Source organism: Streptomyces sp. NPDC059355 (assembly GCF_042752335.1).
Classification (GTDB): Bacteria; Actinomycetota; Actinomycetes; order Streptomycetales; family Streptomycetaceae; genus Streptomyces.
In genome coordinates this window covers 87795-108419 of record NZ_JBHYXN010000019.1, presented here as the reverse complement: position 1 = coordinate 108419, position 20625 = coordinate 87795, and the positions used below count along the sequence as shown (strand labels likewise).

The 20625-nt window shown below is 72.5% G+C and carries 22 protein-coding genes, 1 tRNA gene and 1 pseudogene; 10 read left to right on the top strand and 14 right to left on the bottom strand.

Annotation, left to right across the window (positions count from 1 at the left end; genetic code table 11):
* Positions 1-125 precede the first annotated feature (125 nt).
* On the bottom strand, positions 126-1721 hold the full coding sequence (locus ACFXGI_RS19845) for a beta-N-acetylhexosaminidase (RefSeq protein WP_384708035.1): 1596 nt from the start codon (positions 1719-1721) through the stop codon (positions 126-128).
* A gap of 51 nt (positions 1722-1772) precedes the next feature.
* Between ACFXGI_RS19845 and ACFXGI_RS19840 the strand changes: the two genes are divergently transcribed.
* From ACFXGI_RS19840 to glmS, 3 genes are all read left to right on the top strand, one after another.
* Positions 1773-2678, top strand: coding sequence for a DUF4429 domain-containing protein (locus ACFXGI_RS19840; protein ID WP_384708032.1), 906 nt, complete (start codon positions 1773-1775; stop codon positions 2676-2678).
* Between the two features lie 120 nt (positions 2679-2798).
* Positions 2799-3074 carry a hypothetical protein gene (locus ACFXGI_RS19835; protein ID WP_030008735.1) on the top strand — a complete coding sequence of 92 codons (276 nt, stop codon included), beginning with the start codon at positions 2799-2801 and terminating at the stop codon, positions 3072-3074.
* Between the two features lie 77 nt (positions 3075-3151).
* Entirely contained in the window at positions 3152-4969 is a 1818-nt protein-coding gene (gene glmS / locus ACFXGI_RS19830; RefSeq protein WP_384708029.1) for a glutamine--fructose-6-phosphate transaminase (isomerizing), read from the top strand.
* A gap of 105 nt (positions 4970-5074) precedes the next feature.
* Here the strand turns inward: glmS and ACFXGI_RS19825 are convergent, their stop codons facing one another.
* Positions 5075-5644 carry a GPR1/FUN34/YaaH family transporter gene (locus ACFXGI_RS19825; protein WP_384708026.1) on the bottom strand — a complete coding sequence of 190 codons (570 nt, stop codon included), beginning with the start codon at positions 5642-5644 and terminating at the stop codon, positions 5075-5077.
* 99 nt (positions 5645-5743) lie between these two features.
* Positions 5744-6274 (bottom strand): universal stress protein, encoded by a 531-nt coding sequence (locus ACFXGI_RS19820; RefSeq protein ID WP_030868463.1) that lies wholly within the window; start codon positions 6272-6274, stop codon positions 5744-5746.
* Between the two features lie 453 nt (positions 6275-6727).
* On the opposite strand from ACFXGI_RS19820, the gene ACFXGI_RS19815 reads away from it, so the two are divergent.
* From ACFXGI_RS19815 to ACFXGI_RS19800, 4 genes are all read left to right on the top strand, one after another.
* Positions 6728-7048, top strand: a complete 321-nt coding sequence (locus ACFXGI_RS19815; RefSeq protein WP_384708023.1) for a hypothetical protein — start codon at positions 6728-6730, stop codon at positions 7046-7048.
* Between the two features lie 374 nt (positions 7049-7422).
* Entirely contained in the window at positions 7423-8595 is a 1173-nt protein-coding gene (locus ACFXGI_RS19810) for a helix-turn-helix domain-containing protein (protein WP_384708020.1), read from the top strand.
* Between the two features lie 92 nt (positions 8596-8687).
* Positions 8688-9290 carry an oligoribonuclease gene (orn, locus tag ACFXGI_RS19805; protein WP_384708017.1) on the top strand — a complete coding sequence of 201 codons (603 nt, stop codon included), beginning with the start codon at positions 8688-8690 and terminating at the stop codon, positions 9288-9290.
* A gap of 106 nt (positions 9291-9396) precedes the next feature.
* Positions 9397-9469, top strand: a tRNA-His gene (locus tag ACFXGI_RS19800).
* Here ACFXGI_RS19800 and ACFXGI_RS19795 read toward each other — a convergent pair.
* The 3 genes and pseudogenes from ACFXGI_RS19795 to ACFXGI_RS19785 all read right to left on the bottom strand — a co-directional run bounded on the left by ACFXGI_RS19795 (position 9451) and on the right by ACFXGI_RS19785 (position 12073).
* Positions 9451-10454: pseudogene (locus ACFXGI_RS19795) on the bottom strand (LacI family DNA-binding transcriptional regulator). The gene ACFXGI_RS19800 and the pseudogene ACFXGI_RS19795 overlap by 19 nt on opposite strands.
* A gap of 98 nt (positions 10455-10552) precedes the next feature.
* Entirely contained in the window at positions 10553-11158 is a 606-nt protein-coding gene (locus tag ACFXGI_RS19790) for a hypothetical protein (RefSeq protein WP_384708014.1), read from the bottom strand.
* Between the two features lie 93 nt (positions 11159-11251).
* On the bottom strand, positions 11252-12073 hold the full coding sequence (locus ACFXGI_RS19785) for an NAD(P)H-binding protein (protein ID WP_384708011.1): 822 nt from the start codon (positions 12071-12073) through the stop codon (positions 11252-11254).
* A 119-nt stretch (positions 12074-12192) separates the two neighbouring features.
* On the opposite strand from ACFXGI_RS19785, the gene ACFXGI_RS19780 reads away from it, so the two are divergent.
* The gene (locus tag ACFXGI_RS19780; RefSeq protein ID WP_384708008.1) at positions 12193-12699 is read left to right on the top strand and encodes a MarR family winged helix-turn-helix transcriptional regulator; all 507 of its coding nucleotides are present in this window, start codon (positions 12193-12195) and stop codon (positions 12697-12699) included.
* 98 nt (positions 12700-12797) lie between these two features.
* Here the strand turns inward: ACFXGI_RS19780 and ACFXGI_RS19775 are convergent, their stop codons facing one another.
* The 4 genes from ACFXGI_RS19775 to ACFXGI_RS19760 all read right to left on the bottom strand — a co-directional run bounded on the left by ACFXGI_RS19775 (position 12798) and on the right by ACFXGI_RS19760 (position 15998).
* On the bottom strand, positions 12798-13094 hold the full coding sequence (locus ACFXGI_RS19775; RefSeq protein WP_384708005.1) for a DUF3303 family protein: 297 nt from the start codon (positions 13092-13094) through the stop codon (positions 12798-12800).
* A gap of 94 nt (positions 13095-13188) precedes the next feature.
* Entirely contained in the window at positions 13189-13863 is a 675-nt protein-coding gene (locus ACFXGI_RS19770; protein WP_384708002.1) for an NADPH-dependent F420 reductase, read from the bottom strand.
* 57 nt (positions 13864-13920) lie between these two features.
* On the bottom strand, positions 13921-15312 hold the full coding sequence (locus tag ACFXGI_RS19765) for a sensor histidine kinase (protein WP_384707999.1): 1392 nt from the start codon (positions 15310-15312) through the stop codon (positions 13921-13923).
* Positions 15309-15998 (bottom strand): response regulator transcription factor, encoded by a 690-nt coding sequence (locus ACFXGI_RS19760; RefSeq protein WP_030010722.1) that lies wholly within the window; start codon positions 15996-15998, stop codon positions 15309-15311. The genes ACFXGI_RS19765 and ACFXGI_RS19760 overlap by 4 nt, the downstream gene beginning before the upstream one ends.
* Before the next feature lie 79 nt (positions 15999-16077).
* Between ACFXGI_RS19760 and ACFXGI_RS19755 the strand changes: the two genes are divergently transcribed.
* Positions 16078-16623 (top strand): hypothetical protein, encoded by a 546-nt coding sequence (locus ACFXGI_RS19755; protein WP_384707996.1) that lies wholly within the window; start codon positions 16078-16080, stop codon positions 16621-16623.
* A 40-nt stretch (positions 16624-16663) separates the two neighbouring features.
* On the opposite strand, the gene ACFXGI_RS19750 is transcribed toward ACFXGI_RS19755, so the two are convergent.
* The 3 genes from ACFXGI_RS19750 to ACFXGI_RS19740 all read right to left on the bottom strand — a co-directional run bounded on the left by ACFXGI_RS19750 (position 16664) and on the right by ACFXGI_RS19740 (position 18385).
* Positions 16664-16870: a cold-shock protein gene (locus ACFXGI_RS19750; RefSeq protein ID WP_384707993.1), complete on the bottom strand. Its 207-nt coding sequence runs from the start codon at positions 16868-16870 to the stop codon at positions 16664-16666.
* 133 nt (positions 16871-17003) lie between these two features.
* The gene (locus ACFXGI_RS19745) at positions 17004-17909 is read right to left on the bottom strand and encodes a spermidine synthase (RefSeq protein WP_384707990.1); all 906 of its coding nucleotides are present in this window, start codon (positions 17907-17909) and stop codon (positions 17004-17006) included.
* A gap of 17 nt (positions 17910-17926) precedes the next feature.
* Positions 17927-18385 (bottom strand): hypothetical protein, encoded by a 459-nt coding sequence (locus tag ACFXGI_RS19740; RefSeq protein ID WP_384707987.1) that lies wholly within the window; start codon positions 18383-18385, stop codon positions 17927-17929.
* A gap of 275 nt (positions 18386-18660) precedes the next feature.
* Here ACFXGI_RS19740 and ACFXGI_RS19735 point away from each other — a divergent pair, with 275 nt between their 5' ends.
* Complete coding sequence (locus ACFXGI_RS19735; RefSeq protein WP_384707984.1) at positions 18661-19956, top strand: tetratricopeptide repeat protein; 1296 nt, start codon at positions 18661-18663, stop codon at positions 19954-19956.
* 47 nt (positions 19957-20003) lie between these two features.
* Here the strand turns inward: ACFXGI_RS19735 and ACFXGI_RS19730 are convergent, their stop codons facing one another.
* On the bottom strand, positions 20004-20600 hold the full coding sequence (locus tag ACFXGI_RS19730) for a histidine phosphatase family protein (RefSeq protein WP_384707981.1): 597 nt from the start codon (positions 20598-20600) through the stop codon (positions 20004-20006).
* Positions 20601-20625 lie beyond the last annotated feature (25 nt).

Here is a 20625-nt window from a genome sequence, read left to right as displayed (position 1 = left end):
CTCCCCTCGCCCGAGGACGTGTCCGCGAAGCCCTGACTGGCCCTCTTCCCGGACACGCCTCGGGCATCCTTCTTCCCCGGCCACGGATGCCCCGGCGGCGACTGCTGCGGCCACGGCCGTTCCGGCTACGACCAGGGGACGTCCGGGGCCCGGTAGTACGTGATGCCCTGGGCGTCCAGCCTCGGCCCCTGCGCCGCCACCCGCCGGCTGTACTCCGTCCAGTCGACCGGTCCCGGGCTCCAGCCCATCTCCGCAAGGCCCAGCACCCGCGGGAAGGCCATGAACTCAAGGTCCGCGCGGGTCGCGATCGTCTCCGTCCACAGCGCGGCCTCGACGCCGAGGACCGCGGACTGCGGGACTCCGGCCGCGGCCAGGTACGTCCCCGGGTTCCAGTCGTAGGCCCTGCGCACCGGGACGAAGCCCGCCCACGCCAGGCCCGGCTTCGTCGTCAGGTCGTACTTCATGTCCAGGTACAGCCGGTCCGCCGGCGACAGGATCAGCGGGTGGCCCGCCTTCGCCGCCGCGGCCACCGCCGCCTTCTCGGCGGCCCCGGTCCGGTCGTGGCCCCAGTACTGGAGCACCGCACCCGGCGCCGGCCGGGCCGTCGCCAGCTGGTGCCAGGCCACCACCGTCTTGCCGTGGCGCCCGACGATCTGCTGGGCCCGGTCCATGAACGCCGCGTAGTCCGCCGCGGGCGTCGAGTGCGCCTCGTCGCCGCCGATGTGCAGGTAGCGGCCCGGGGTCAGCTCGGCCAGCTCGCCGAGCACCTCGTCGATGAACTCGTACGTCCGCTCCTTGCCGACGCACAGCGAGCTGAAGCCGACCTTGATGCCGGTGTAGCGCTCGCGCGCCTTCCCGTCGCAGTTCAGCTCCGCGTACGAGGCCTGGGCCGCGTTCACGTGCCCCGGCATGTCGATCTCCGGGACCACGTCCACGTACCGCTGTGCCGCGTACGCCACCAGGTCCCGGTACTGGTCCTTCGTCCAGTACCCGCCCGGGCCGCCGCCCACCTCGCTGCCGCCGCCGTACTCCGCCAGCCGCGGCCAGGAGTCGATCGCGATCCGCCAGCCCTGGTCGTCGGTCAGGTGCAGGTGGAGCGTGTTGACCTTGTACTGGGCCAGCTGGTCCACGTACCGCTTGACCTGCTCCGCCGAGAAGGAGTGGCGGGCGATGTCCAGCATGGCCCCCCGGTACGCGAACCGCGGCGCGTCGGTGATCTCGCCGCCGGGCACCGTGCCCGGACCGGCCACCGGCAGCAGCTGCCGCAGCGTCTGGCCCCCGTGGAAGAGCCCCGCCGGGGTCCGGGCGGTCAGTGTGACCCCGCCCGGGCCGGACTCCAGCCGGTACCCCTCGGCGCCGGTCCCCTGTGCCTGCGCGTCGAGCCGGAGCCGGATCCCGTCCCCCCCGGCGCCGTCGACCACCGGCAGCGGGAGCCCGCTGGGAGCTCTGAGCTGCTCCGCGAGGAGCTCGCCGACCCGCCGGACCTCCTCGTCGCCGCCCGGGCCGGTACGGATGACCGTGCCCGCGCCGACGGCGTACCCGGGGCCTTCGGCGCGGGCGGAGGCGGGCGCCGGCAGGAGCTGTGCGTAGGGGGCCAGGGCGGCCGGGCGGCCGTCCCCGGGTCTGGCGTCGGCGTCGGCGTCGGCGTCGGGGGACGCGGCGCAGGAGACGGCCGCGCCGAGGACGAGGAGTGTGCCGAGCGTGCGTCGCAGGACTCTCATAGGGCAGGTATAGGCCAACTGGCGTGCCGGGGCCGGTGCGAGAATCGACGGATGGCGGAAATCATCCAGAAGGACGGCACATGGACCTTCGACGGGGACGCGGTGCGGATCGTGCCCGGCCGCGACAAGGGGGTGGGGCTGCTGCGCCAGACGCTGGGCGAGGTGGTCGTCCCGCTGCGCGCGCTCGCCGGGATCAGCCACGAACCGGGCCGCAGGGCGGGCCGGTTGAGGCTGAAGCTGCGTGACGGCGCCGACCCGCTGCTCCAGGTGACGGGCGGGCGGCTGCCGGAGGCCTCCGATCCGTACCGGCTGACGGTGGACGCGGACCGGACCGGGGTGGCGGAGTACTTCGTGGACGAGGTCCGCAACGCGCTGCTGCTGGACCAGGTGGACCCCGGCCCGGTGGACGCGTACCTGCTGCCGGGGCCGACCGTGCCGATCACGGTGGCCGCGGGGGACGGGACGGTGGCCTTCGACGGCGACCGGGTGGCGCTGGACTGGAACTGGACGACGGAGGAGGCCAAGAGCTCCGGTGGGCCGCGCGAGTTCCGGGTCGAGGACCTGCGGGTGGTGGAGTGGTCCCCGTCCAAGGGCCTGGACAACGGTTGGATCCGGTTCACACTGGCGGGCGCGCCGTCGGCACCCGCACCCAAGTACGACCCGTACACGGTGGAACTGTTCGGCTTCAAGAAGGACCCGCTCATGGCGCTGGTCGCGGCGGCGGTGGCGGTACGGATGCCCCATCCCCGGGGCGCCGCGGACCCGGACGAGCCCGCCCCGGCCCTGGCCAAGGCTCCGGTGCCGGAGCTCGCGGCCTCGGCCCCCGAGCCGGCCGCCCGGGAGGACCACGACGCCCTGCTGCGCCGGCTGCGCGAGCTCGGCGATCTGCACCAGGGCGGCATCCTCACGGCCGAGGAGTTCGCCGCGGCCAAGCAGGCCGTTTTGCGCCGCTTCTGACCCTTACTTCCGCACTTCCATGACCGGATTTACGCCCTCCACTGGTCTGGACCAGAGGGATCCTGCCCGATTCCGGGCAGGATCTTTGCGTTCCAGGCCGCGGCCAGTCAATATCTACGAGTGCTCGACCGCCGCCCGTCTCATGACGATCTCGTCGACCACCTGGTGCGCAGCACCGCGCTGCAGCGCGGCGAGGCCGCCCGGGTGGTGCTCGACGTGCTCGCGTACTTCGACGAGACGACCGAGGAATTCGTCCGCCGCCGCCACCGTGAGCTCCAGTCGGGCGGCGCGGTCAACGCGGAGATCTTCGAACGGATCGCGGCCGAGCTGCCGCACCGCGCCGTGGCGCCGCCGGAGCTCTCGCTCCGGCAACTGCGCCGCATCGTCTACGGCTGAGCGACAGGGCCGGCCGACGGCCAGGCGCGGCGACAACAGCGGCAAGGGCAACCGAACTTCAGGAGGGGCAAGACTTTATGTGCGGAATCGTGGGTTACATCGGCAAGCGTGACGTGGCACCGCTGCTGCTGGAAGGCCTGCAGCGACTGGAGTACCGCGGGTACGACTCCGCGGGCATCGTCGTCAACAACCCGAAGTCCCCCGCGCTCAAGGTGGTCAAGGCCAAGGGCCGGGTCCGCGAGCTGGAATCCCGGGTCCCCAAGCGCTTCGCCGGCACCACCGGCATCGCCCACACCCGCTGGGCCACCCACGGCGCGCCGAGCGACATCAACTCGCACCCGCACCTCGACGCCGACAACAAGGTCGCGGTCGTCCACAACGGCATCGTCGACAACGCCGACGAGCTCCGCACCAAGCTGGAGTCCGAGGGCATCGTCTTCGTCTCGGAGACCGACACCGAGGTCATCGTCCACCTGATCGCCCGCTCCCAGGCCGACACCCTCGAGGAGAAGGTCCGCGAGGCCGTCAAGGCGATCGAGGGCACGTACGGCATCGCCGTCATGCACGCCGACTTCGCCGACCGCATCGTCGTGGCCCGCAACGGCTCGCCGGTCGTCCTCGGCATCGGCGAGAAGGAGATGTTCGTCGCCTCGGACGTCGCCGCGCTCGTCGCCCACACCCGCCAGGTCGTCACCCTCGACGACGGCGAGATGGCCACCCTCAAGGCCGACGACTTCCGCACCTACACCACCAGCGGCGCCACCACCACGGCGACGCCGGAGACCGTGGAGTGGGAGGCCGCCTCGTACGACATGGGCGGCCACGACACGTACATGCACAAGGAGATCTCCGAGCAGCCCGACGCGGTCGACCGCGTGCTGCGCGGCCGGATCGACGACCGCTTCAACACCGTGCACCTGGGCGGCCTGAACCTGGACCCGCGCGAGGCGCGCGGCATCCGCCGGGTCAAGATCCTGGGCTGCGGCACCTCGTACCACGCGGGCCTGATCGGCGCCGGCCTCATCGAGAGCATGGCCCGCATCCCCGCGGACGCCGAGCCGGCCTCGGAGTTCCGCTACCGCAACCCGGTCGTGGACCCCGACACCCTCTACATCGCCGTCTCCCAGTCCGGTGAGACGTACGACGTGCTGGCGGCCGTGCAGGAGCTCAAGCGCAAGGGTGCCCGCGTCCTGGGCGTCGTCAACGTCGTCGGCTCCGCGATCGCCCGCGAGGCCGACGGCGGCGTGTACGTGCACGCCGGCCCCGAGGTCTGCGTCGTCTCCACCAAGTGCTTCACCAACACGGTCGTGGCCTTCGCGCTGCTCGCCGTGCACCTGGGCCGGATCCGGGACCTGTCGGTCACCGACGGCAAGCGGATCATCGAGGGCCTGCGCAAGCTGCCCGCGCAGATCCAGGAGATCCTCGAGGGCGAAGAGGACATCAAGAAGCTGGCGGCGGAGTACGCCGAGGCCAAGTCGATGATGTTCATCGGCCGGGTCCGCGGTTACCCGGTGGCGCTGGAGGCCTCCCTCAAGCTCAAGGAGATCTCCTACATCCACGCCGAGGCCTACCCGGCCTCCGAGCTCAAGCACGGCCCGCTCGCGCTCATCGAGCCGGCGATGCCGACGGTCGCGATCGTCCCGGACGACGACCTGCTGGAGAAGAACCGCGCGGCGCTGGAGGAGATCAAGGCCCGCAGCGGCCGGATCCTCGCGGTCGCCCACCGCGAGCAGGAGAAGGCCGACCACACCATCCTCGTGCCCAAGAACGAGGACGAGCTGGACCCGATCCTGATGGGCATCCCGCTCCAGCTGCTGGCGTACCACACGGCCCTGGCCCTGGGCCGGGACATCGACAAGCCGCGCAACCTGGCGAAGTCCGTCACCGTCGAGTAGTCGCGGCGGGCGCGCGGGCGCACCGAGCACGCGGAACGGCCCCCGGGGATTCCCCCGGGGGCCGTTCCCGTGCTTCCGCTCCCGTACGTCCCTCCCCTACGTCCCTCAGCCCGTGGCGACCGCGCCGCGGCCCGAGGCCTTGCCCAGTGCGGTGGGCCAGTGGGACAGCGCGGCGGTCGCGCCGTACCAGAACAGCAGCCCGGAGAGTGCGGCCACCCAGCCGGCGGCCTTGGCGAGCCCGCCGCTGCCGGCGAAGGAGCCGACCGCGAGGAGCAGCAGGGAGAGGGTGAGCAGGGCGTACGCGCCCTGGCCGAACAGTCCGCTCGCGGCGCTCACGGTGAGGGTCAGCGCGAGCAGGGCGAAGAGGACCAGGAACAGTCCGGCCGCGTGTGCGGAAACCTTTCCGTCCGCCCCTGCCGCCCAGGTGAACCAGAAGGCGCCGAGGCCCGCGAACGCCGTGCCGTTGAAGCCGTTTCCGCCGCGGAACTCGAGGACTCCGAGGACGAACAGGGCGAGACCGCCGACGTAGGTCGCGAGTGACACGGAGTTGGCGACGGACACTCCGCTGACGATGGCGGTGTGGCCGATACCGAATGCGAGAAGGGTGAGACCCAGGGCTATGTTCCCGAGGGTCGAAGTCGAGGCCGTGCTTCCCGCAGAGACACCATTGTCCACGGCGGGCTCCCTTCGATCTGCAGTTGTTTGCTGCGTCCCAGCAGCATTTATCTACCCTTTACATGAGGGTTCACAACCGCACGAGCGACGTACAGCGGGTTACGGAATGACAACAACCGGTCGCTGTGCGCGCTTGGCCAGCCGGCCCGCCACCGAGCCGAAGATCCGGCCCACGATCCCGTGCGTGGAGCCCACCACGATGGCGTCCGCCGAGTACTCCCGGCCGACCTCCTCCAGCTCGTGGCAGATGTCCCCGCCGCGCTCCACCAGGATCCACGGCACCTCGGAGAGGTAGTCCGCGCAGGCGAGCTCCAGTCCCAGCACCTCGGTGCGGTGGTCCGGCACGTCCACGAAGACGGGCGGCTCGCACCCGGCCCACACGGTGGTGGGCAGGCGGTTGGCCACGTGCACGATGATGAGGCCGGATCCGGAGCGGCGGGCCATCCCGATCGCGTACGCCAAGGCGCGCTCGCTGGAGGTGGAGCCGTCGAACCCCACCACGACCCCGTGCCGGAAGGCCGGGTCGCAGGGATGACGTGTCTGTTCCGCCGCACGCAGGTCGCTCGACGTGTGGTCGGCGAGCGGTTTGCGCTTGCGGTCCGCGGGTTCGGGAGATTCGTGACCGGCCATGGATGTCTCGGCGAAGAGGTCCTCGGGGGAAGGGACAAGGCGACGGGGCGGCGATGGGCGGAAGCGACGATTGAAAAAACGACGACTCTGGGTGACGGAGCTCTGTCCGGGAAGCATCTTCCCAAGCCCTTACCCACCAGGGTACGGCGACACTCCTGTCCTGCACAGGGCATGCCGCCCTTGGAGAGCGTCCAAGGGAGCATGCCGGAGCGAGGGCTCCTTGGCAATGGCCGCTGTCCCCTACAGCCAGTGACGAGTTGCCGCACGTGCCACCCGTGTGCCACCCGTGCGCGCAGTGACCGAGCCGCGACGCGCACCGTTGGACAGGTGTCCGACCGTCCAGGAAGAGCAAGCAGGGAGCACGCCGTGCCCGGCCATCCGGTTCACCCCGTCCAGCCCGCTCAGCACACCGACACGACACCGCATTTCACGCCCGCTCCCGTTCACTCGTCCGTGCACTCGGCCAGACGCCCTCATGACGACCCCGCGGGTGACGTGGTGCGCTGGGCCTCCTTCAGCTGCCTGCTCGTGCCCGTGGTGCTGGTCGTGTACGGAACCTCGTTCGGCGGGGCCGCCGTCGCGACCCTCGGGCTGGTCGCGGTCACGGCGGCGTGCCGGGCGATGCTGCGCTACTCGGAGAAGGCGGAGCGGGCCGCCCCGGCTCTCGCGGAGGACCGGATTCCGCGGGGCGGGCGCCGCCGGCATTCACGTGCCGGGAGCAGGTCCGGGGGCCGCGGCTGTCACACGTCCGGTGGAATCTCCCCCGAGGACTGACTGATTCGCACACCCACACCCGCATGTTTTCAGCCAACTTCCCGGAACAATGCCGGTCTTGCCGGAATGCCCCCTCAACCCCCCTACCACCAGCGACGACAGAGCCGAGGGGGCTCCGAGACCCTACGGGTACTGGCCATGGCCGGAGGGTGAGCTTCCCACTCCGGTAGCGGAGTGGAAGGCTTCCTGATCGAATGCTTTTCGCCAAGTTGCCAAGTCGACATAGCGCTGCGTGCTGAACTTGTCACGCCGACACCACGGGACGCAGTAGATTCGATCATGTATTTACGGCGGGGGATCCACGTGCAAGGCCGAGGGGAAACGTGCAGGTGCGACCAGACCAAGGAGTCGCGACACCCAAGGGGGGCTTAGCCATGAGCCAGGATTCCACCGCCGTCGTCGCAGACGCCGGCAGGAAGCTCGCGGGGCGTCGCCGCAGGGAGATCGTCGCGGTGCTGCTGTTCAGCGGCGGACCGATCTTCGAGAGCTCCATTCCACTTTCCGTGTTCGGCATCGACCGGCAGGACGCGGGAGTTCCACGCTATCGACTGCTCGTCTGCGCCGGGGAGGACGGTCCGCTGCGGACCACCGGCGGACTCGAGCTCACCGCGCCATACGGGCTGGAGGCGATCGCCCGGGCAGGCACGGTCGTCGTTCCGGCCTGGCGCTCGATCACTTCACCGCCGCCTCCTGAGGCGCTCGACGCACTGCGTCTGGCGCACGAGGAGGGCGCCCGGATCGTCGGACTGTGCACGGGGGCCTTCGTGCTCGCCGCCGCCGGTCTGCTGGACGGCCGGCCCGCGACGACGCACTGGATGTACGCGCCGACGCTGGCCAAGCGGTACCCGTCCGTCCACGTCGATCCGCGCGAGCTGTTCGTCGACGACGGCGACGTGCTGACGTCCGCGGGCACCGCGGCCGGAATCGACCTGTGCCTGCACATCGTGCGCACGGATCACGGCAGCGAGGCGGCCGGGGCACTGGCCCGCCGGCTCGTCGTCCCGCCGCGCCGCACGGGCGGCCAGGAGCGCTATCTCGACCGGTCGCTGCCGGAGGAGATCGGAGCGGACCCGCTGGCCGAGGTCGTCGCATGGGCCTTGGAGCACCTCCACGAGCAGTTCGACGTGGAGACGCTCGCGGCCCGCGCGTACATGAGCCGGCGCACGTTCGACCGCCGGTTCCGTTCGCTGACCGGCAGCGCACCGCTGCAGTGGCTGATCACCCAGCGGGTGCTCCAGGCCCAGAGGCTGCTGGAGACCTCCGACTACTCGGTCGACGAGGTCGCCGGGCGTTGCGGCTTCCGCTCGCCGGTCGCCCTGCGCGGGCACTTCCGGCGCCAGCTAGGGTCCTCCCCGGCGGCGTACCGCTCGGCCTACCGGGCGCGCCGGCCGCAGGCCGACGTGTCGCAGGTCACCGAGATGTCGGGTAGCCCGGTGCCGCACCAGCGCACCCCGCAGCCCCAGCGGGCGGCGGCGGCCCTGGCCGCGGCCGGCCCGACGGTGACGGAGCTGTACGCCCCGAACCGGGTCCTGCGCGAGCACGCGTAGCTCCCGCCACGGGCACTGCCTGACGAAGGTCCCCCGCATCGGTCGCCACCGAAGCGGGGGACCTTCCGCGTTATCCGCATAAGCTGGGCCGCATGAACGATCGCATGGTGTGGATCGACTGCGAGATGACCGGGCTCTCGTTGACGGACGACGCACTTATCGAGGTGGCCGCACTGGTCACCGACTCGGAGCTCAACGTGCTCGGCGAAGGCGTGGACCTCGTGATCCGCCCGCCGGACGCGGCCCTGGAGACCATGCCCGACGTGGTGCGCGAGATGCACACCGCCTCCGGACTGCTCGAGGAGCTGGCCGGCGGGATCACCCTCGCGGACGCCGAGGCGCAGGTCCTGGCGTACGTACGGGAACACGTGAAGGAGCCCCGCAAGGCGCCCCTCTGCGGAAACTCGGTCGGTACCGACCGCGGATTCCTGCTGCGCGACATGCCCGCGCTGGAGAGCCACCTCCACTACCGGATCGTGGACGTGTCCTCGGTCAAGGAGCTGGCGCGCCGCTGGTACCCGCGGGCGTACTTCAACAGCCCGCCGAAGAACGGCAACCACCGGGCGCTCGCGGACATCAGGGAGTCCATCGCCGAGCTCCGGTACTACCGGGAGGCGGTCTTCGTCCCGCAGCCCGGGCCCGACTCGGACACCGCCCGGGCGATCGCCGCCAAGCACACCCCGTCCGCCGAATAGGACCCGGCGGGAGCCTCCGGAGACGGGTCGGGGGAAAGGGAGGAGCGAGCACCCTCCCGGACCCTGTACCCTTTTCTTCGGCCGGTCGGTTTTCCGACCGGACATGGTGGGTGTAGCTCAGTTGGTAGAGCACCTGGTTGTGGTCCAGGTGGCCGCGGGTTCAAGTCCCGTCACTCACCCTACGAGAGGGCCCCGGTACGCGAAAGCGGCCGGGGCCCTCTGCGTTGTACGGACTCCCCGCCATCCGGGCCGGCAGCATGCGCGCCCTGGTCCGGCCCATCTCCTCGACCGGCTGGTGGACGCTGGTCGGCGGCGGATCCATGTGCCGGGCCAGCACCGAATCGTCGAAGCCGACCAGCGCCACGTCCTCGGGTATCCGGCGGCCGGCGGCGCGCCGCTCGCGGCGGGCGCCCACCGCCATCACGTCGGAGGCGGCGAAGACGGCGTCGAGGGCGGGACGGCGCTCCAGCAGCTCGCGCACGGCCCGGCGGCCGCCTTCCTCGGTGACATCCCCGTCCGCGATCAGCAGCTCGTCGACGGGGACGCCGGCGGCTGTCAGGGCCTCCCGGTAGCCGTCGAGCCGGCACGCGCCCCGTACACGTCGAGCGGTCCGGTGACGGTGGCCATCGCGCGCCGACCCCGGCCGAGGAGGTGGCGTACCGCCCCGGCGGCGCCCGCCGCGTTGTCGCAGTCGACGGACGGCAGCGGCTCGGCGGCCGAGCGGCGGCCGCTGATCACGGCCGGGATGCCGAGCTCGGCCAGCAGCTCGGGCAGCGGGTCGCCTGCGTGGACGGCGACGAGCAGGACACCGTCGACTCGGTGCGCGGACAGGTACTGGGCGAGCCGGCGGCGCTCGCGGTCGCTGCCGGCGAGGGTGAGCACCAGCTGGACGTCGGTCTCGGCGAGGGCGGCGCCGACCCCGCGGACCACGTCGGAGAAGTACGGCTCGGCGAAGAAACGGGACTGCGGCTCGGGGACGACGAGGGCGATGGCGTCGGCACGGCTGCCGGCCAGGGCCCGGGCGGCCCGGTTGGGCACGTACCCGAGCTCCGCGACGACGGCCTCGACGGCGGCCCTGGTGCGCTCGCTGACCTTGGAGGACCCGTTGACCACCCGGGAGACCGTGCCGCGCCCGACTCCGGCGCGCGAGGCGACCTCTTCCAGCGTCGGCCGTCCCCCGCTCCCACCGCGGCTGCGGAGCTCGTCGCCGCTGCCGTCCCGGCCGATCAAGGTCGGGCCCAGCCTGGTCCGGAACAGACGGCTCAGCGGCGGCGCCGGCCCGCGTAGAGGAGGGTTGCGGCGGTCAGGGCGTAGAGGCCGGCGGTGACGCCCAGGCCGACGGGGTCGACGGCGCGGTTGCCACTGGCCTCGATCCATGGATCGAGGCCGCCCAGCCGGTCCTTGAAGAGGACGACGCGCCGCCCCGTCGCGAACTGGCCGTGGCAGTTCTGGATGTCGCCCAGCTCCGCGCGGCTCCCCGAGTCGTCGAGCACTTGGCAGAAGTGCCGTACGTCGCCTTTGGCGTTGACCCGCTTCCCCGTCTCCGCGACCACCGCGCCCGTGCGTTCACCGAGCTGCTTGAGGTACGTCTCGTTGAGGTTGGACCCGGCGAACAGCCCCAGCGCGAAGACGGAGAAGCCCACCAGGGTGGCGGCGCCCGCCCGCTTCCAGACCGAGCCCGCCGCGATCGACCCCGCTGCCGCGGCGGCGAGGACGATCAGGACGCCGACCCACAACATGCCGTAGGGGTACTGGCTGACGAAGCCGCCCACCGTGGCCGCCGTGGGTATCAGAGCGGCCCAGAACAGTGTGTTCGCCGTCCGCCGCGGCCGCACGGCCACGCCCCCCTCCGCACCGATCTTCTGCATCCCGACACCCTAGGTCGTGTCGTCAAAGTCCCGTCTGGCCGGCGGGGCCTGCCCCGCCCTCTCGGGCGGCCGACGCCACTTCGACGACACTCCCTAGGCGCGGAAGGCCTCCGCGTGGTCGTGGACCCAGGTTTCGAAGGAGCGGGCCGGGTGGCCCGTGAGGTGCTCGACGGCGTCGGTGATCTCGGCCGGGATCCCGTCGCCGGCGGCCCAGTAGTCGAGGAGCGCGTCGGCGTAGGGGCCGGGGATGTACCCGTCGACCTCGGCCTTCCACTGCTCGGCGGTGACGGCCTCGAACGGTGCGGGGGCGCCCAGGACCCTTCCGAGTATCGCGAGTTGGGTCGCGAACGTCAGCGACTGCGGTCCCGTCAGGTGGTAGGCGCGGCCGGCGAGGGCCGGGTCGGTGAGGACGGTGAACGCGGCCTCGGCGAGGTCGGCCTCATGGACCGGGTCGCAGTGCGAGCCCGGGTGGGGCAGGTGGACCGGGCGGCCGGACTTCAGCGACCGGGCCCAGCCGAGGGCATTGCTCGCGAAGGAGCCGGGGCGCAGCAGTGTGGTGCGCAGCGGGGAGGCCATCAGGGCCTCCTCGACGGCGAGATGGGCGGCGGCCAGCGGGCTGTCGGCGGCGCCGGGGGCGAGCACCGAGGAGGAGGACAGGAGCACGACGTGCTCCACTCCGGCGGTGACGGCCTCCTTGACGAAGGCGTCGATGGCGGAGGCCTCGGCGTAGAGGAAGACGGACCGGGCTCCGGCCAAGGCGCCCGGGAAGGTCGCGGGATCGCCGAGGTCACAGCGGACGGTGTCCGGTGTGTCCGGCGCGCGGGAGGCGAGGCGGTGAGGGACGCCGCGGGCGGCGAGGAGGGAGACGAGACCGCGGGCGACGGAGCCGCGGGCACCGGTGACGAGGATCGACATGGCGGGTTCCTGCTTCCTGTTCGTGTGGACGATGCCCACGGTAGGATGAGTACGTGGCACAGATTCTGCATCACAAATACTCTGCGCCACACAGATAAATTTCAGGCATGGAGAAGCCGATGTCAACCGATTCCCCTCGTTCGAGTGACGCCGCCCGCGATGAGTGGAGCCGCGCCGAACTGCTGACGCGCATCGTCACCGAGAGCCAGCGGCACTACGCCGACTACTCGCTCTTCACCCAGGCGATGGCCGACCACGTCGGCCTGCACCCCACGGACATGCAGTGCGTCGCGCTCCTCGACATGGAGCCCGGTCCCGTCAGCACCGGGGACATCGCCCGCCTCACCGGCCTGACCTCCGGCTCCGCGACCCGCCTCGTCGACCGGCTGGTCAAGGCCGGCATCGTCGAGCGCCTCGCCGACCCCCACGACCGGCGCCGCTCCCTCGTCGCCCTCGCCCCCGAGGCCCGCCGCCGGATCGGCGAGGCCTGGGAGACCCCCGGCCGGGCCTTCGGCGCCGTCCTGGAGAGCTACTCCGACTCCGAACTCGCCGTCATCGCCGACTACCTGCACCGCGCCGCCGAGGTCGGCCGCTCGCAGGCTCGGCGCCTGAACTCCGGCGACTGATCCCCCGTACAGGCGACCGGTCCCCCGCACACGCGTCGGCGGCCGCCCCGCATCGTTCGCGGTGGCGGCCGCCGGCCGGGCACGCTCGTGTACGGGCGCTACGCGCCCTGCAACTGCGAGAGCCCCCTCGCCAAGTCCTCCGCGTTCATCACCGGGCTGATCTCGACCTCGGCGTTCAGCTCCGTGAAGAGTCCTTCGAGCAGCGGCGGAATCTCCGCGCTGTCCTGCATGTCGAAGACGATCCAGCAGCTCCGGACACCCTCGGAGGGGCCGAAGTACGCGGCTTCCGGCTTGATCTTCTCCATGAGCTTCTTCATGGCCTGGGGCAGGGTGCCGGCCCTGGTGGCCTCATTGCCGGCCTGCGTGTCGATGTGGGCCCGGAGCATGACTCTCATGCCTGACTCCTTCCGTCGGGCCCACACTCGGCCCGGCCACCGGCACCGGCAACCTCTCCTCGCCCATCCAGCCCCCGACCCGCCCCGGACGTCCTCAGTCGCCCGCCACCGCGCCCTGGACGTGGAAGTTGAAGTCCGCGTGCCCGAGCGTCCCCATCAGACGGAGCCAGATGGGCAGGAGCATCTCCGTACCGCGGGCCGACTCGATCCCTCCGAGGTCGAGGACGCTCGCCTCCGGCCAGCCGAAGGAGTGGAGCAGTTCGCGTACGGACTTCTTGGCATCGGCGTCCTCGCCCGACAGGAACACGTTGTGCTCGCCCGGCACCCGCGCCGGGTCGACCATGACCTGGCAGTTCATCGTGTTCAGCGTCTTGACCACCCGCAGCCCCGGGAAGGTCCGCTGGAGCAGTTCGCCCAGGCTGTCGTCGTCCACCGGGTCGAGGGTGGGCGGGAACCCCCGCGAGAAGTCCAGCGGGTTGGCGATGTCGATCAGCACCTTCCCGTCCAGGTGCGCGGCGTCCGCCTCCGTCAGGGCGGCCACGCTGACCTGCCCGCCGGTGGCGTTGACCAGGACGTCTCCCTGCCGGGCGGCATCGGGAAAGGAGGCGAGGCCGACCTGCGGGTTGGCCGACTGCCATTCGGCGTACTCGGTTCGGGCGAGGGTGGCCCCGGGATCCCGGGTGCCGATGACCACCTCGTGGCCGAGGGAGACGAGGCGGGCGGCCACCGTACGGCCGACGATGCCGGTGCCGAGGACTGCATAGCGCATGACCGGTTCCATTCCGTTCGAGGGAAAGGACGAGCAACAACCCCCGTACGGTACGCGTCAGCCGCGCCGCTTGCGCCGGCTCACCCGGCGCGTCCGTACGCCGCCCGAGCCGCCCCGCGCCCGGTCGTCCAGGGCGATCCACACCCTGACCTCGGTCCCTCCGAGCATCGAGCGCCCGATCCGCACGTCCCCGCCCGTCGACTCCGCGACCCGGCGCACGATGTCCAGCCCGAGCCCCGTCGAGCCGTCCCGCCCGCCGTCGTTGCCGCGCCGCAGCGCCGCGTCCGGGTCGGCGATCCCGGCGCCCGCGTCCGAGACGAGCACGATGACCGCGTCCCCCGCGTCGTGCACGTCCACCGCGAACGGCGTGCCCTCCGGGGTGTGCCGGAACACGTTGCCGAGCAGGGCGTCGAGGGCTGCCGCGAGCTCCGGCCGGGCGACCGGGAGCCGCACCGTGCGGTCCACGCCCGCGAGCCGCACCTCGCGGCCCTCGTCCTCCGCCAGCGCCGACCAGAAGGCCATCCGGTCGCGGATCACCTCCGAGGCGTCGCAGCCCGCCCCGCCCCCGCCGCCGGCCGCGCCGGACGCCGGAGCGCGCTGCTCACGGGCGGTACGGATGATCGTGTCGACCTCCCGCTCCAGCTGCTCCACCGCCGCCCGCGTCTGCTCGGCGGCCGGCCCGTCGCCGAGCGAGGCCGCGTTGAGCCGCAGCACCGTCAGCGGCGTCCGCAGCCGGTGCGAGAGGTCGGCGGCCAGCTCCCGCTCGTTGGCGAGGAGTTCCACCACCTGGTCCGCCATCGAGTTGAACGCGACGGCCGCCGAACGCAGTTCCTTCGGCCCGTCCTCCGGCACCCGCGCCCCCAGCCGGCCCTCGCCCAGCTGGTGCGCGGCGTCCGCGAGCCGCTCGGCGGGCCGTACCAGCCTGGCGCCGAGCCGGTCGGCGACCGCCACGGAGCCCACGATCAGCGCCAGGCCGACCCCCGCGAGGACCACCCAGGCCGTCGCGACGCCGTTGCTGACCTCGCTCTCCGGTACGAAGATCTCCACGACGGCGATGTCCCCCGAGCCGAGCGCGGTCGGCTGGAGCAGCGTCGAACCGCCCCCGGCCAGCCGGGCCGTCATGGCCCGCCCCATCCGCCGGGTCTCCTCCACGGCGTGCGCCCCGGCCCGCGTGGTGCCGATCTCGACGGGTGCGCCGCCCCCGATCGACGGCACGTGGACCGCCATCCGCTGGGCCGCGCCCATCTGCGTGGACTCGACGGCCTTGCGCAGCTGACCCGGGTCGGTGGTGATGGAAAGGGTCGGGCCGATCGTGGCGGCCTGCCGCTCGGCGTTGGAGAAGGCGCGGTCGCGGGCCATTTCCTGGACGACGAGCCCGAGCGGTACGGCGAAGGCCACGACCACCATGGCCGTGACCGCGAGGCACACCTTGACCAGCGCCCATCTCACCGCGGCGGCTCCAGCTTGACGCCGACCCCCCGCAGAGTGTGCAAGTACCGCGGCCGGGCGGCCGTTTCGCCCAGTTTGCGGCGCAGCCAGGACAGGTGCACGTCGATCGTCTGATCGTCCCCGTACGACTGCTGCCAGACCTCGGCGAGCAGCTCGCGCCGGGCCACGACCACCCCGGGCCGCCCGGCGAGGAAGGCCAGCAGGTCGAACTCCCGCCGCGTGAGGTCCAGTACGGCCCCGTCCAGCTCGGCCTGGCGCCGCAGCGGGTCGATGGCCAGCCCGCCCACCCGCAGTACGCGCGAGGGCGGCTCGGCCCCGGCGGCCGCGCGGGCACGGCGCAGGACGGCGGACATCCGGGCGGAGAGGTGCTCCACGGAGAAGGGCTTGGTCAGGTAGTCGTCGGCGCCGTCGTTGAGGAGCCGGACGATCTCGGCCTCGTCGTCGCGCGCGGTGGCGATGATCACCGGTACGTCGGTGATGCCGCGCAGCATCTTCAGCGCCTCCGACCCGTCGAGGTCGGGCAGCCCGAGGTCGAGGATGACCACGTCGAACCGGTGGTGGGCGACCTCGCGCAGCGCCTCCAGGGCCGTACCGACGCTCCGCACGGTGTGCGAGGCCTCGGTCAGGTGCCGGATCAGGGCGGAACGTACGAACTGGTCGTCCTCGACCACGAGCACACTTGCCATGGGCCGCACGGTAGTCCATTCGGGGGACCGGGCGGGGTGTCGGACCGCTTCCCGGACGCGTGGTGCAGTATGTGCCCTGATGCACCGAGCACTTGTTCACGCACTCGCCTGGACGCTGGCGACCGGGGCGGCGGTGACGCTGTCCTGGTGGGGCGTGCACACGGTCATGTCCGGAACGGCCTACGATCCGCCGCTGGCGGTGCCGCTCACCACGCAGCCGCTGTCCTCCTCGACGCACGACGCGGCGACGCCCTCGGCCGGACCGGCCCCGGACGCGCCCTCCCCGTCCGCCGCCTCCCCCTCGGCTTCGCCCTCCGCCGGAGCCTCGCCCGCGAAGCCCCTGCAGAAGGCGGCCCCGCCGAGCCCGAGCCCCGAGGGGCAGCAGGGCGACGGCGGGGATCCGGGCAAGGTGAAGGCCTACCCGGTCACGGGTGGCCGGGTGGTCTTCGACCTCGGGACGTCCTCGGCCGAGCTGGTCTCGGCGACGCCGGACGCCGGCTGGCAGATGCAGGTGTGGAAGCAGCCGTACTGGATCCGGGTCACCTTCACGAAGGCGGGCCGGGAGATGTCGGTCTTCTGCACCTGGAACGGCCACCCGCCGCTGGTGGAGACGTACGAGGGCTAGAGCCTGTCCGGCGGATCACGGCCGGGTAGGCCCCGGATCGTCAGCGGATGACGCTGATGTTCGTCGCCTGCGGTCCCTTCGCGCCCTGGCCGAGGTCGTACTCGACCTTGTCGTTCTCCCGGAGCTCCTTGAATCCGGTCCCCTGGATCTCGCTGAAGTGGGCGAAGACGTCCGGGGTGCCGTCCTCGGGCGCGATGAACCCGAAACCCTTCTCCGCGTTGAACCACTTGACGGTGCCCTGAGCCATGTCCCTGTCTCCCTGCTGCCTGACGATGTCCGAGCGCCCCGGCGGGACACCCGACTCGCAGACATACCCGCTCCCGGGGTGGTCGGACCGCAACGTCATCCGTACGAGGGCGTGTCGCGACGGGTCGCGCCCCTCAGCGGAAGACCGACGGCGGGGGCTCCGGCGAGGCCACCGCCGAGGCGTCCGCGACCGGGGCCGCGCCGCCCGCGAAATCCGCGAGGGCCCGCCCCTGCTCGACCCGGCCGGGATGCGGATCGCTCGCGACCCGGCGGGTGAACTCGGCGACCGGCAGCTCCCGGTCCGCGGCCACCAGCACCGCGTTGCCGAACCGTTTCCCCCGCCACACCACGGGGTCGGCGGCCAGCGCCAGGTGCGCGAAGCGCGACGCGGCCGTCGCGATCTGGCCCTTCAGGTGCGCGAGCGGCGGACCGTCCGCGAGGTTGGCCACGTACCACCCGCCCGGCGCCAGGGCCCGGCGTACGTCGTCCAGGAACTCGGCGCTCGTCAGGTGCGCCGGGGTCCGCGCGCCGCTGAACACGTCCGCGATCACCAGGTCGGCCCAGCCGTCCGGGACCTTGGCCAGGCCCGCCCGCGCGTCCACCGCCCGGACCCGGACCCGCGCCTGCGGGTCCAGCGGCAGGTGTTCCCGTACGAAGGCCACCAGCGCGGCGTCGATCTCCACGACCTGCTGGGTGGAGCGGGGCCGGGCGGCCGCCGTGTAGCGCGCGAGGGTGAAGGCGCCGCCGCCCAGGTGCACCACGTTCAGGGGCTGCCGGGCGGGTGCGACGAGGTCGATGAGGTGGCCGATCCGGCGCTGGTACGCGAAATCCAGGTACCCCGGATCGCCCAGGTCCACATGTGACTGCGGGGCCCCGTCGATGAGCAGCGTCCAGGCCCCGGCGCGCTCCCGGTCGGGAGCCAGCTCCGCCGTGCCGCCGTCCACCGGCCCGACGACCGCCTCGGAGCCCGCGCTCCCGCCTCCGCGCCCGCGCTGCCTGCCGCCGCTGCTGCTGCCGCTTCCTTTGCCCTTGCCTGCCACCACCCCATTGTCGCCGGTCAGCGGCAGTTGTCCGCCGCCTCGATCAGGCGGGCGGCCTCTCCGAGCGCGGCGCGCAGCACGTCCGGGTCGGTGACCGGACCGACGGCTTCCGGGGGGAGCAGCCAGCCGGTGTCGTCGGCGGTGGGCGAGACGTCGCCGAAGCGCATGCCGCGTCCGTTGGTCTGGGTGCAGGCGCTGCCCGGCATGTCCCAGGCGTCGGCGGTGCCGGGCGGGACGAGGAAGCCGAGGGTGTCGCCGGAGCCGTCGTGCAGCACCGGGCCGACCCCGCCGGCCAGGCTGGCGGCGCGGCGGATGATGTCCACGGCCTCCAGGCCCTGCCGGGTGGGCACGGTCACCAGGTCCGGCGCCTCGGCCGAGGCCGCCGGGGCCATCGGGGCGACCGCCACGGCAGTCGCGGCCGGTACGGGGGTCGCGCCCGAAGACGCGGGCGCGGTGTTCATTCCAGTGCTCTCCATGCCGCCCTCCACCAAGGGAACCCCTCCTCGATCCGCGTACGAGCGGGGCGGGAGTCAGCTCACACCCCGCATGGGCTCAACGCGCGAAAACGTCAACGGGTGCGGTGGCAAGACGCTGCAAAGGATGGCAGTTCATGGCGGATCGCGGGTGAGATATCCCTTTTGTAGCCAAACACCACATCAGTCGTCCGCCTCTGGCGGTACGTTCATGCGCGCCGGGACCTGCCTCATCCCGCGGAACCGGCGGTGCGTCCCTTGCCAGAGAGGCCACGTCCATGGCGGCGTTCCCCCACTCACCCAATCAGACGTTCCGGCGACTGCGCGGCCGGAACTCCCCGGCCGAGTTCGCGGGCATGGTGCGCCGGGCCGCGAAGGAAATCGGAGAAACGGTTTCCTGCGACGCCCGCTACATCGGCCGGGTCGAGTCCGGCGAGATCCGCTGTCCCAATTACGCGTACGAGCGGGTCTTCCTGCACATGTTCCCCGGCCGGACCCTGGCCGATCTGGGCTTCTCCCCGCGCGAGGCGGTCCGCGGCCGGTCCGCGCAGCGCAGCGCCCCTTTCACCCACAAGGAGAGCGACGTGCTGCGTCGCGCGTTCATGGCGGGCGGCTCCGCGACCGTGGCGGCCGCGACGATCGGCTTCACCCTGCTCGGCGACACCCGCCGACCGCCCTCCCGGGCCGGCGAGTCCGAGGCGGCCGCGGTCGAGGAGGCCGTGCGCCGGATCCGGCTGCTGGACGACCGGCACGGGGCCGACGCCCTGTACCGCAAGGCCGCCGAACCCCTGCGCACCGCCTACGCACTGCTGGACGCGGGGGCCACCCGGCAGTCCACCGAGGACCGGCTGCACGCGGGCGCCGGTGAACTGGCCATCTCCGTGGGCTGGCTGGCGCACGACTCCGGCCGTTTCGACGACGCCCGCTCGCACTACGCGGAGGCGCTGGCGACGGCCCGGGTCGCGGGGGACGCGGGCCTGGAGGCGCACGCCTTCAGCAACATGGCCTTCCTGGCCCGGGACTGCGGACGGCCCCGGGAGTCCGTACGGGCGGCCCAGGCGGGCCGCCGCGCCGCCCGCTCCCTCGGTTCCCCGCGACTGCTGTCGCTGCTCGCGCTGCGCGAGGCGGGCGGCTGGGCGGGGCTGGCCGACCGCAAGGCCTGCGAGGAGGCGCTGACCCGGGCGCACACGGAGTTCTCGCGCGGCGCGGCGGCAGCCGACCCGGAGTGGATGTCCTTCTTCGGCGAGGCCGAACTGGAGTCCCTGGAGTCGCGGTGCTGGGCGGCTCTCGGGGAGCACGCCCGCGCGGCCCGGCACGCCCGCCGCGCGGCGGACCTCCAGGATCCGCACTTCGCCCGGAACGTGGCCCTCTACACGGCGGAGCTGGCCGACGACCTGGCGCGCGCGGGCGCCCCGGACGAGGCGGCCTGGGCGGGCGGGCGGGTCCTGGACCTGCTCACCGAGGTGCAGTCCACCCGGATCCGGTCGATGCTCTCGGGCACGGCCCGTGCCCTGGTCCCGCATCAGCGCAGCCCGCGCGTGGCCGCCTTCCTGACCCGCCATGCCACGGCCTGAGACCGCGCCGATCACCCGACCACCCGCCCGGGTAAGGCATTTGGGACCTACAGGTCCAGGTGGCCCGTGTCGTTCCAGCGCTCCAGGGCGGGGGCCCCGTACGCCCAGCCCAGGACCGAGAGGGAGGTGGGCTCCAGGCGGATGCGGGCGCCGAAGGAGGCCTCCAGGCCGAGCCAGCGGGCGGCCAGGGTGCGCAGGATGTGTCCGTGCGCGAAGACCAGCACGTCGCGTTCCGCCGAGCGGGCCCAGGCGACGACCTCGTCGGCGCGCGCCGCGACGTCGGCCACGGACTCGCCGCCCGGCACCCCGTCGCGCCAGATCAGCCAGCCTGGGCGGACCGCCTGGATCTCGGCCGGGGTCATGCCCTCGTAGTCGCCGTAGTCCCACTCCATCAGCGCGTCCCACGGGTCCGCCTGGGCGCCGAAGCCCGCCAGGTCGCAGCTCTCGCTCGCGCGGACCAGCGGGCTGGTGCGGACCTCCACACCGGGCAGGCCGTTCCAGGGGGCGCGGGCCAGCCGCTCGCCGAGCAGCCTCGCGCCGCGCCTGCCCTCCTCCAGCATGGGCACGTCCGTGCGTCCGGTGTGCTTGCCGAGCTGGGACCACGCCGTCTGACCGTGCCGGGCCAGGAGGATGCGGGGGGCCATAGGGAACTCTCCCGGTAAGTAGTGT

Coding starts and splice junctions, on each gene's coding strand:
- ACFXGI_RS19845 (WP_384708035.1), bottom strand. CDS start 1,721: ATGAGAGTCCTGCGACGCACGCTCGGCACACTCCTCGTCCTCGGCGCG.
- ACFXGI_RS19840 (WP_384708032.1), top strand. CDS start 1,773: ATGGCGGAAATCATCCAGAAGGACGGCACATGGACCTTCGACGGGGAC.
- glmS (WP_384708029.1), top strand. CDS start 3,152: ATGTGCGGAATCGTGGGTTACATCGGCAAGCGTGACGTGGCACCGCTG.
- ACFXGI_RS19820 (WP_030868463.1), bottom strand. CDS start 6,274: ATGGCCGGTCACGAATCTCCCGAACCCGCGGACCGCAAGCGCAAACCG.
- ACFXGI_RS19810 (WP_384708020.1), top strand. CDS start 7,423: ATGAGCCAGGATTCCACCGCCGTCGTCGCAGACGCCGGCAGGAAGCTC.
- orn (WP_384708017.1), top strand. CDS start 8,688: ATGAACGATCGCATGGTGTGGATCGACTGCGAGATGACCGGGCTCTCG.
- ACFXGI_RS19790 (WP_384708014.1), bottom strand. CDS start 11,158: ATGCAGAAGATCGGTGCGGAGGGGGGCGTGGCCGTGCGGCCGCGGCGG.
- ACFXGI_RS19785 (WP_384708011.1), bottom strand. CDS start 12,073: ATGTCGATCCTCGTCACCGGTGCCCGCGGCTCCGTCGCCCGCGGTCTC.
- ACFXGI_RS19780 (WP_384708008.1), top strand. CDS start 12,193: ATGTCAACCGATTCCCCTCGTTCGAGTGACGCCGCCCGCGATGAGTGG.
- ACFXGI_RS19775 (WP_384708005.1), bottom strand. CDS start 13,094: ATGAGAGTCATGCTCCGGGCCCACATCGACACGCAGGCCGGCAATGAG.
- ACFXGI_RS19770 (WP_384708002.1), bottom strand. CDS start 13,863: ATGCGCTATGCAGTCCTCGGCACCGGCATCGTCGGCCGTACGGTGGCC.
- ACFXGI_RS19760 (WP_030010722.1), bottom strand. CDS start 15,998: ATGGCAAGTGTGCTCGTGGTCGAGGACGACCAGTTCGTACGTTCCGCC.
- ACFXGI_RS19755 (WP_384707996.1), top strand. CDS start 16,078: ATGCACCGAGCACTTGTTCACGCACTCGCCTGGACGCTGGCGACCGGG.
- ACFXGI_RS19750 (WP_384707993.1), bottom strand. CDS start 16,870: ATGGCTCAGGGCACCGTCAAGTGGTTCAACGCGGAGAAGGGTTTCGGG.
- ACFXGI_RS19740 (WP_384707987.1), bottom strand. CDS start 18,385: ATGGAGAGCACTGGAATGAACACCGCGCCCGCGTCTTCGGGCGCGACC.
- ACFXGI_RS19735 (WP_384707984.1), top strand. CDS start 18,661: ATGGCGGCGTTCCCCCACTCACCCAATCAGACGTTCCGGCGACTGCGC.
- ACFXGI_RS19730 (WP_384707981.1), bottom strand. CDS start 20,600: ATGGCCCCCCGCATCCTCCTGGCCCGGCACGGTCAGACGGCGTGGTCC.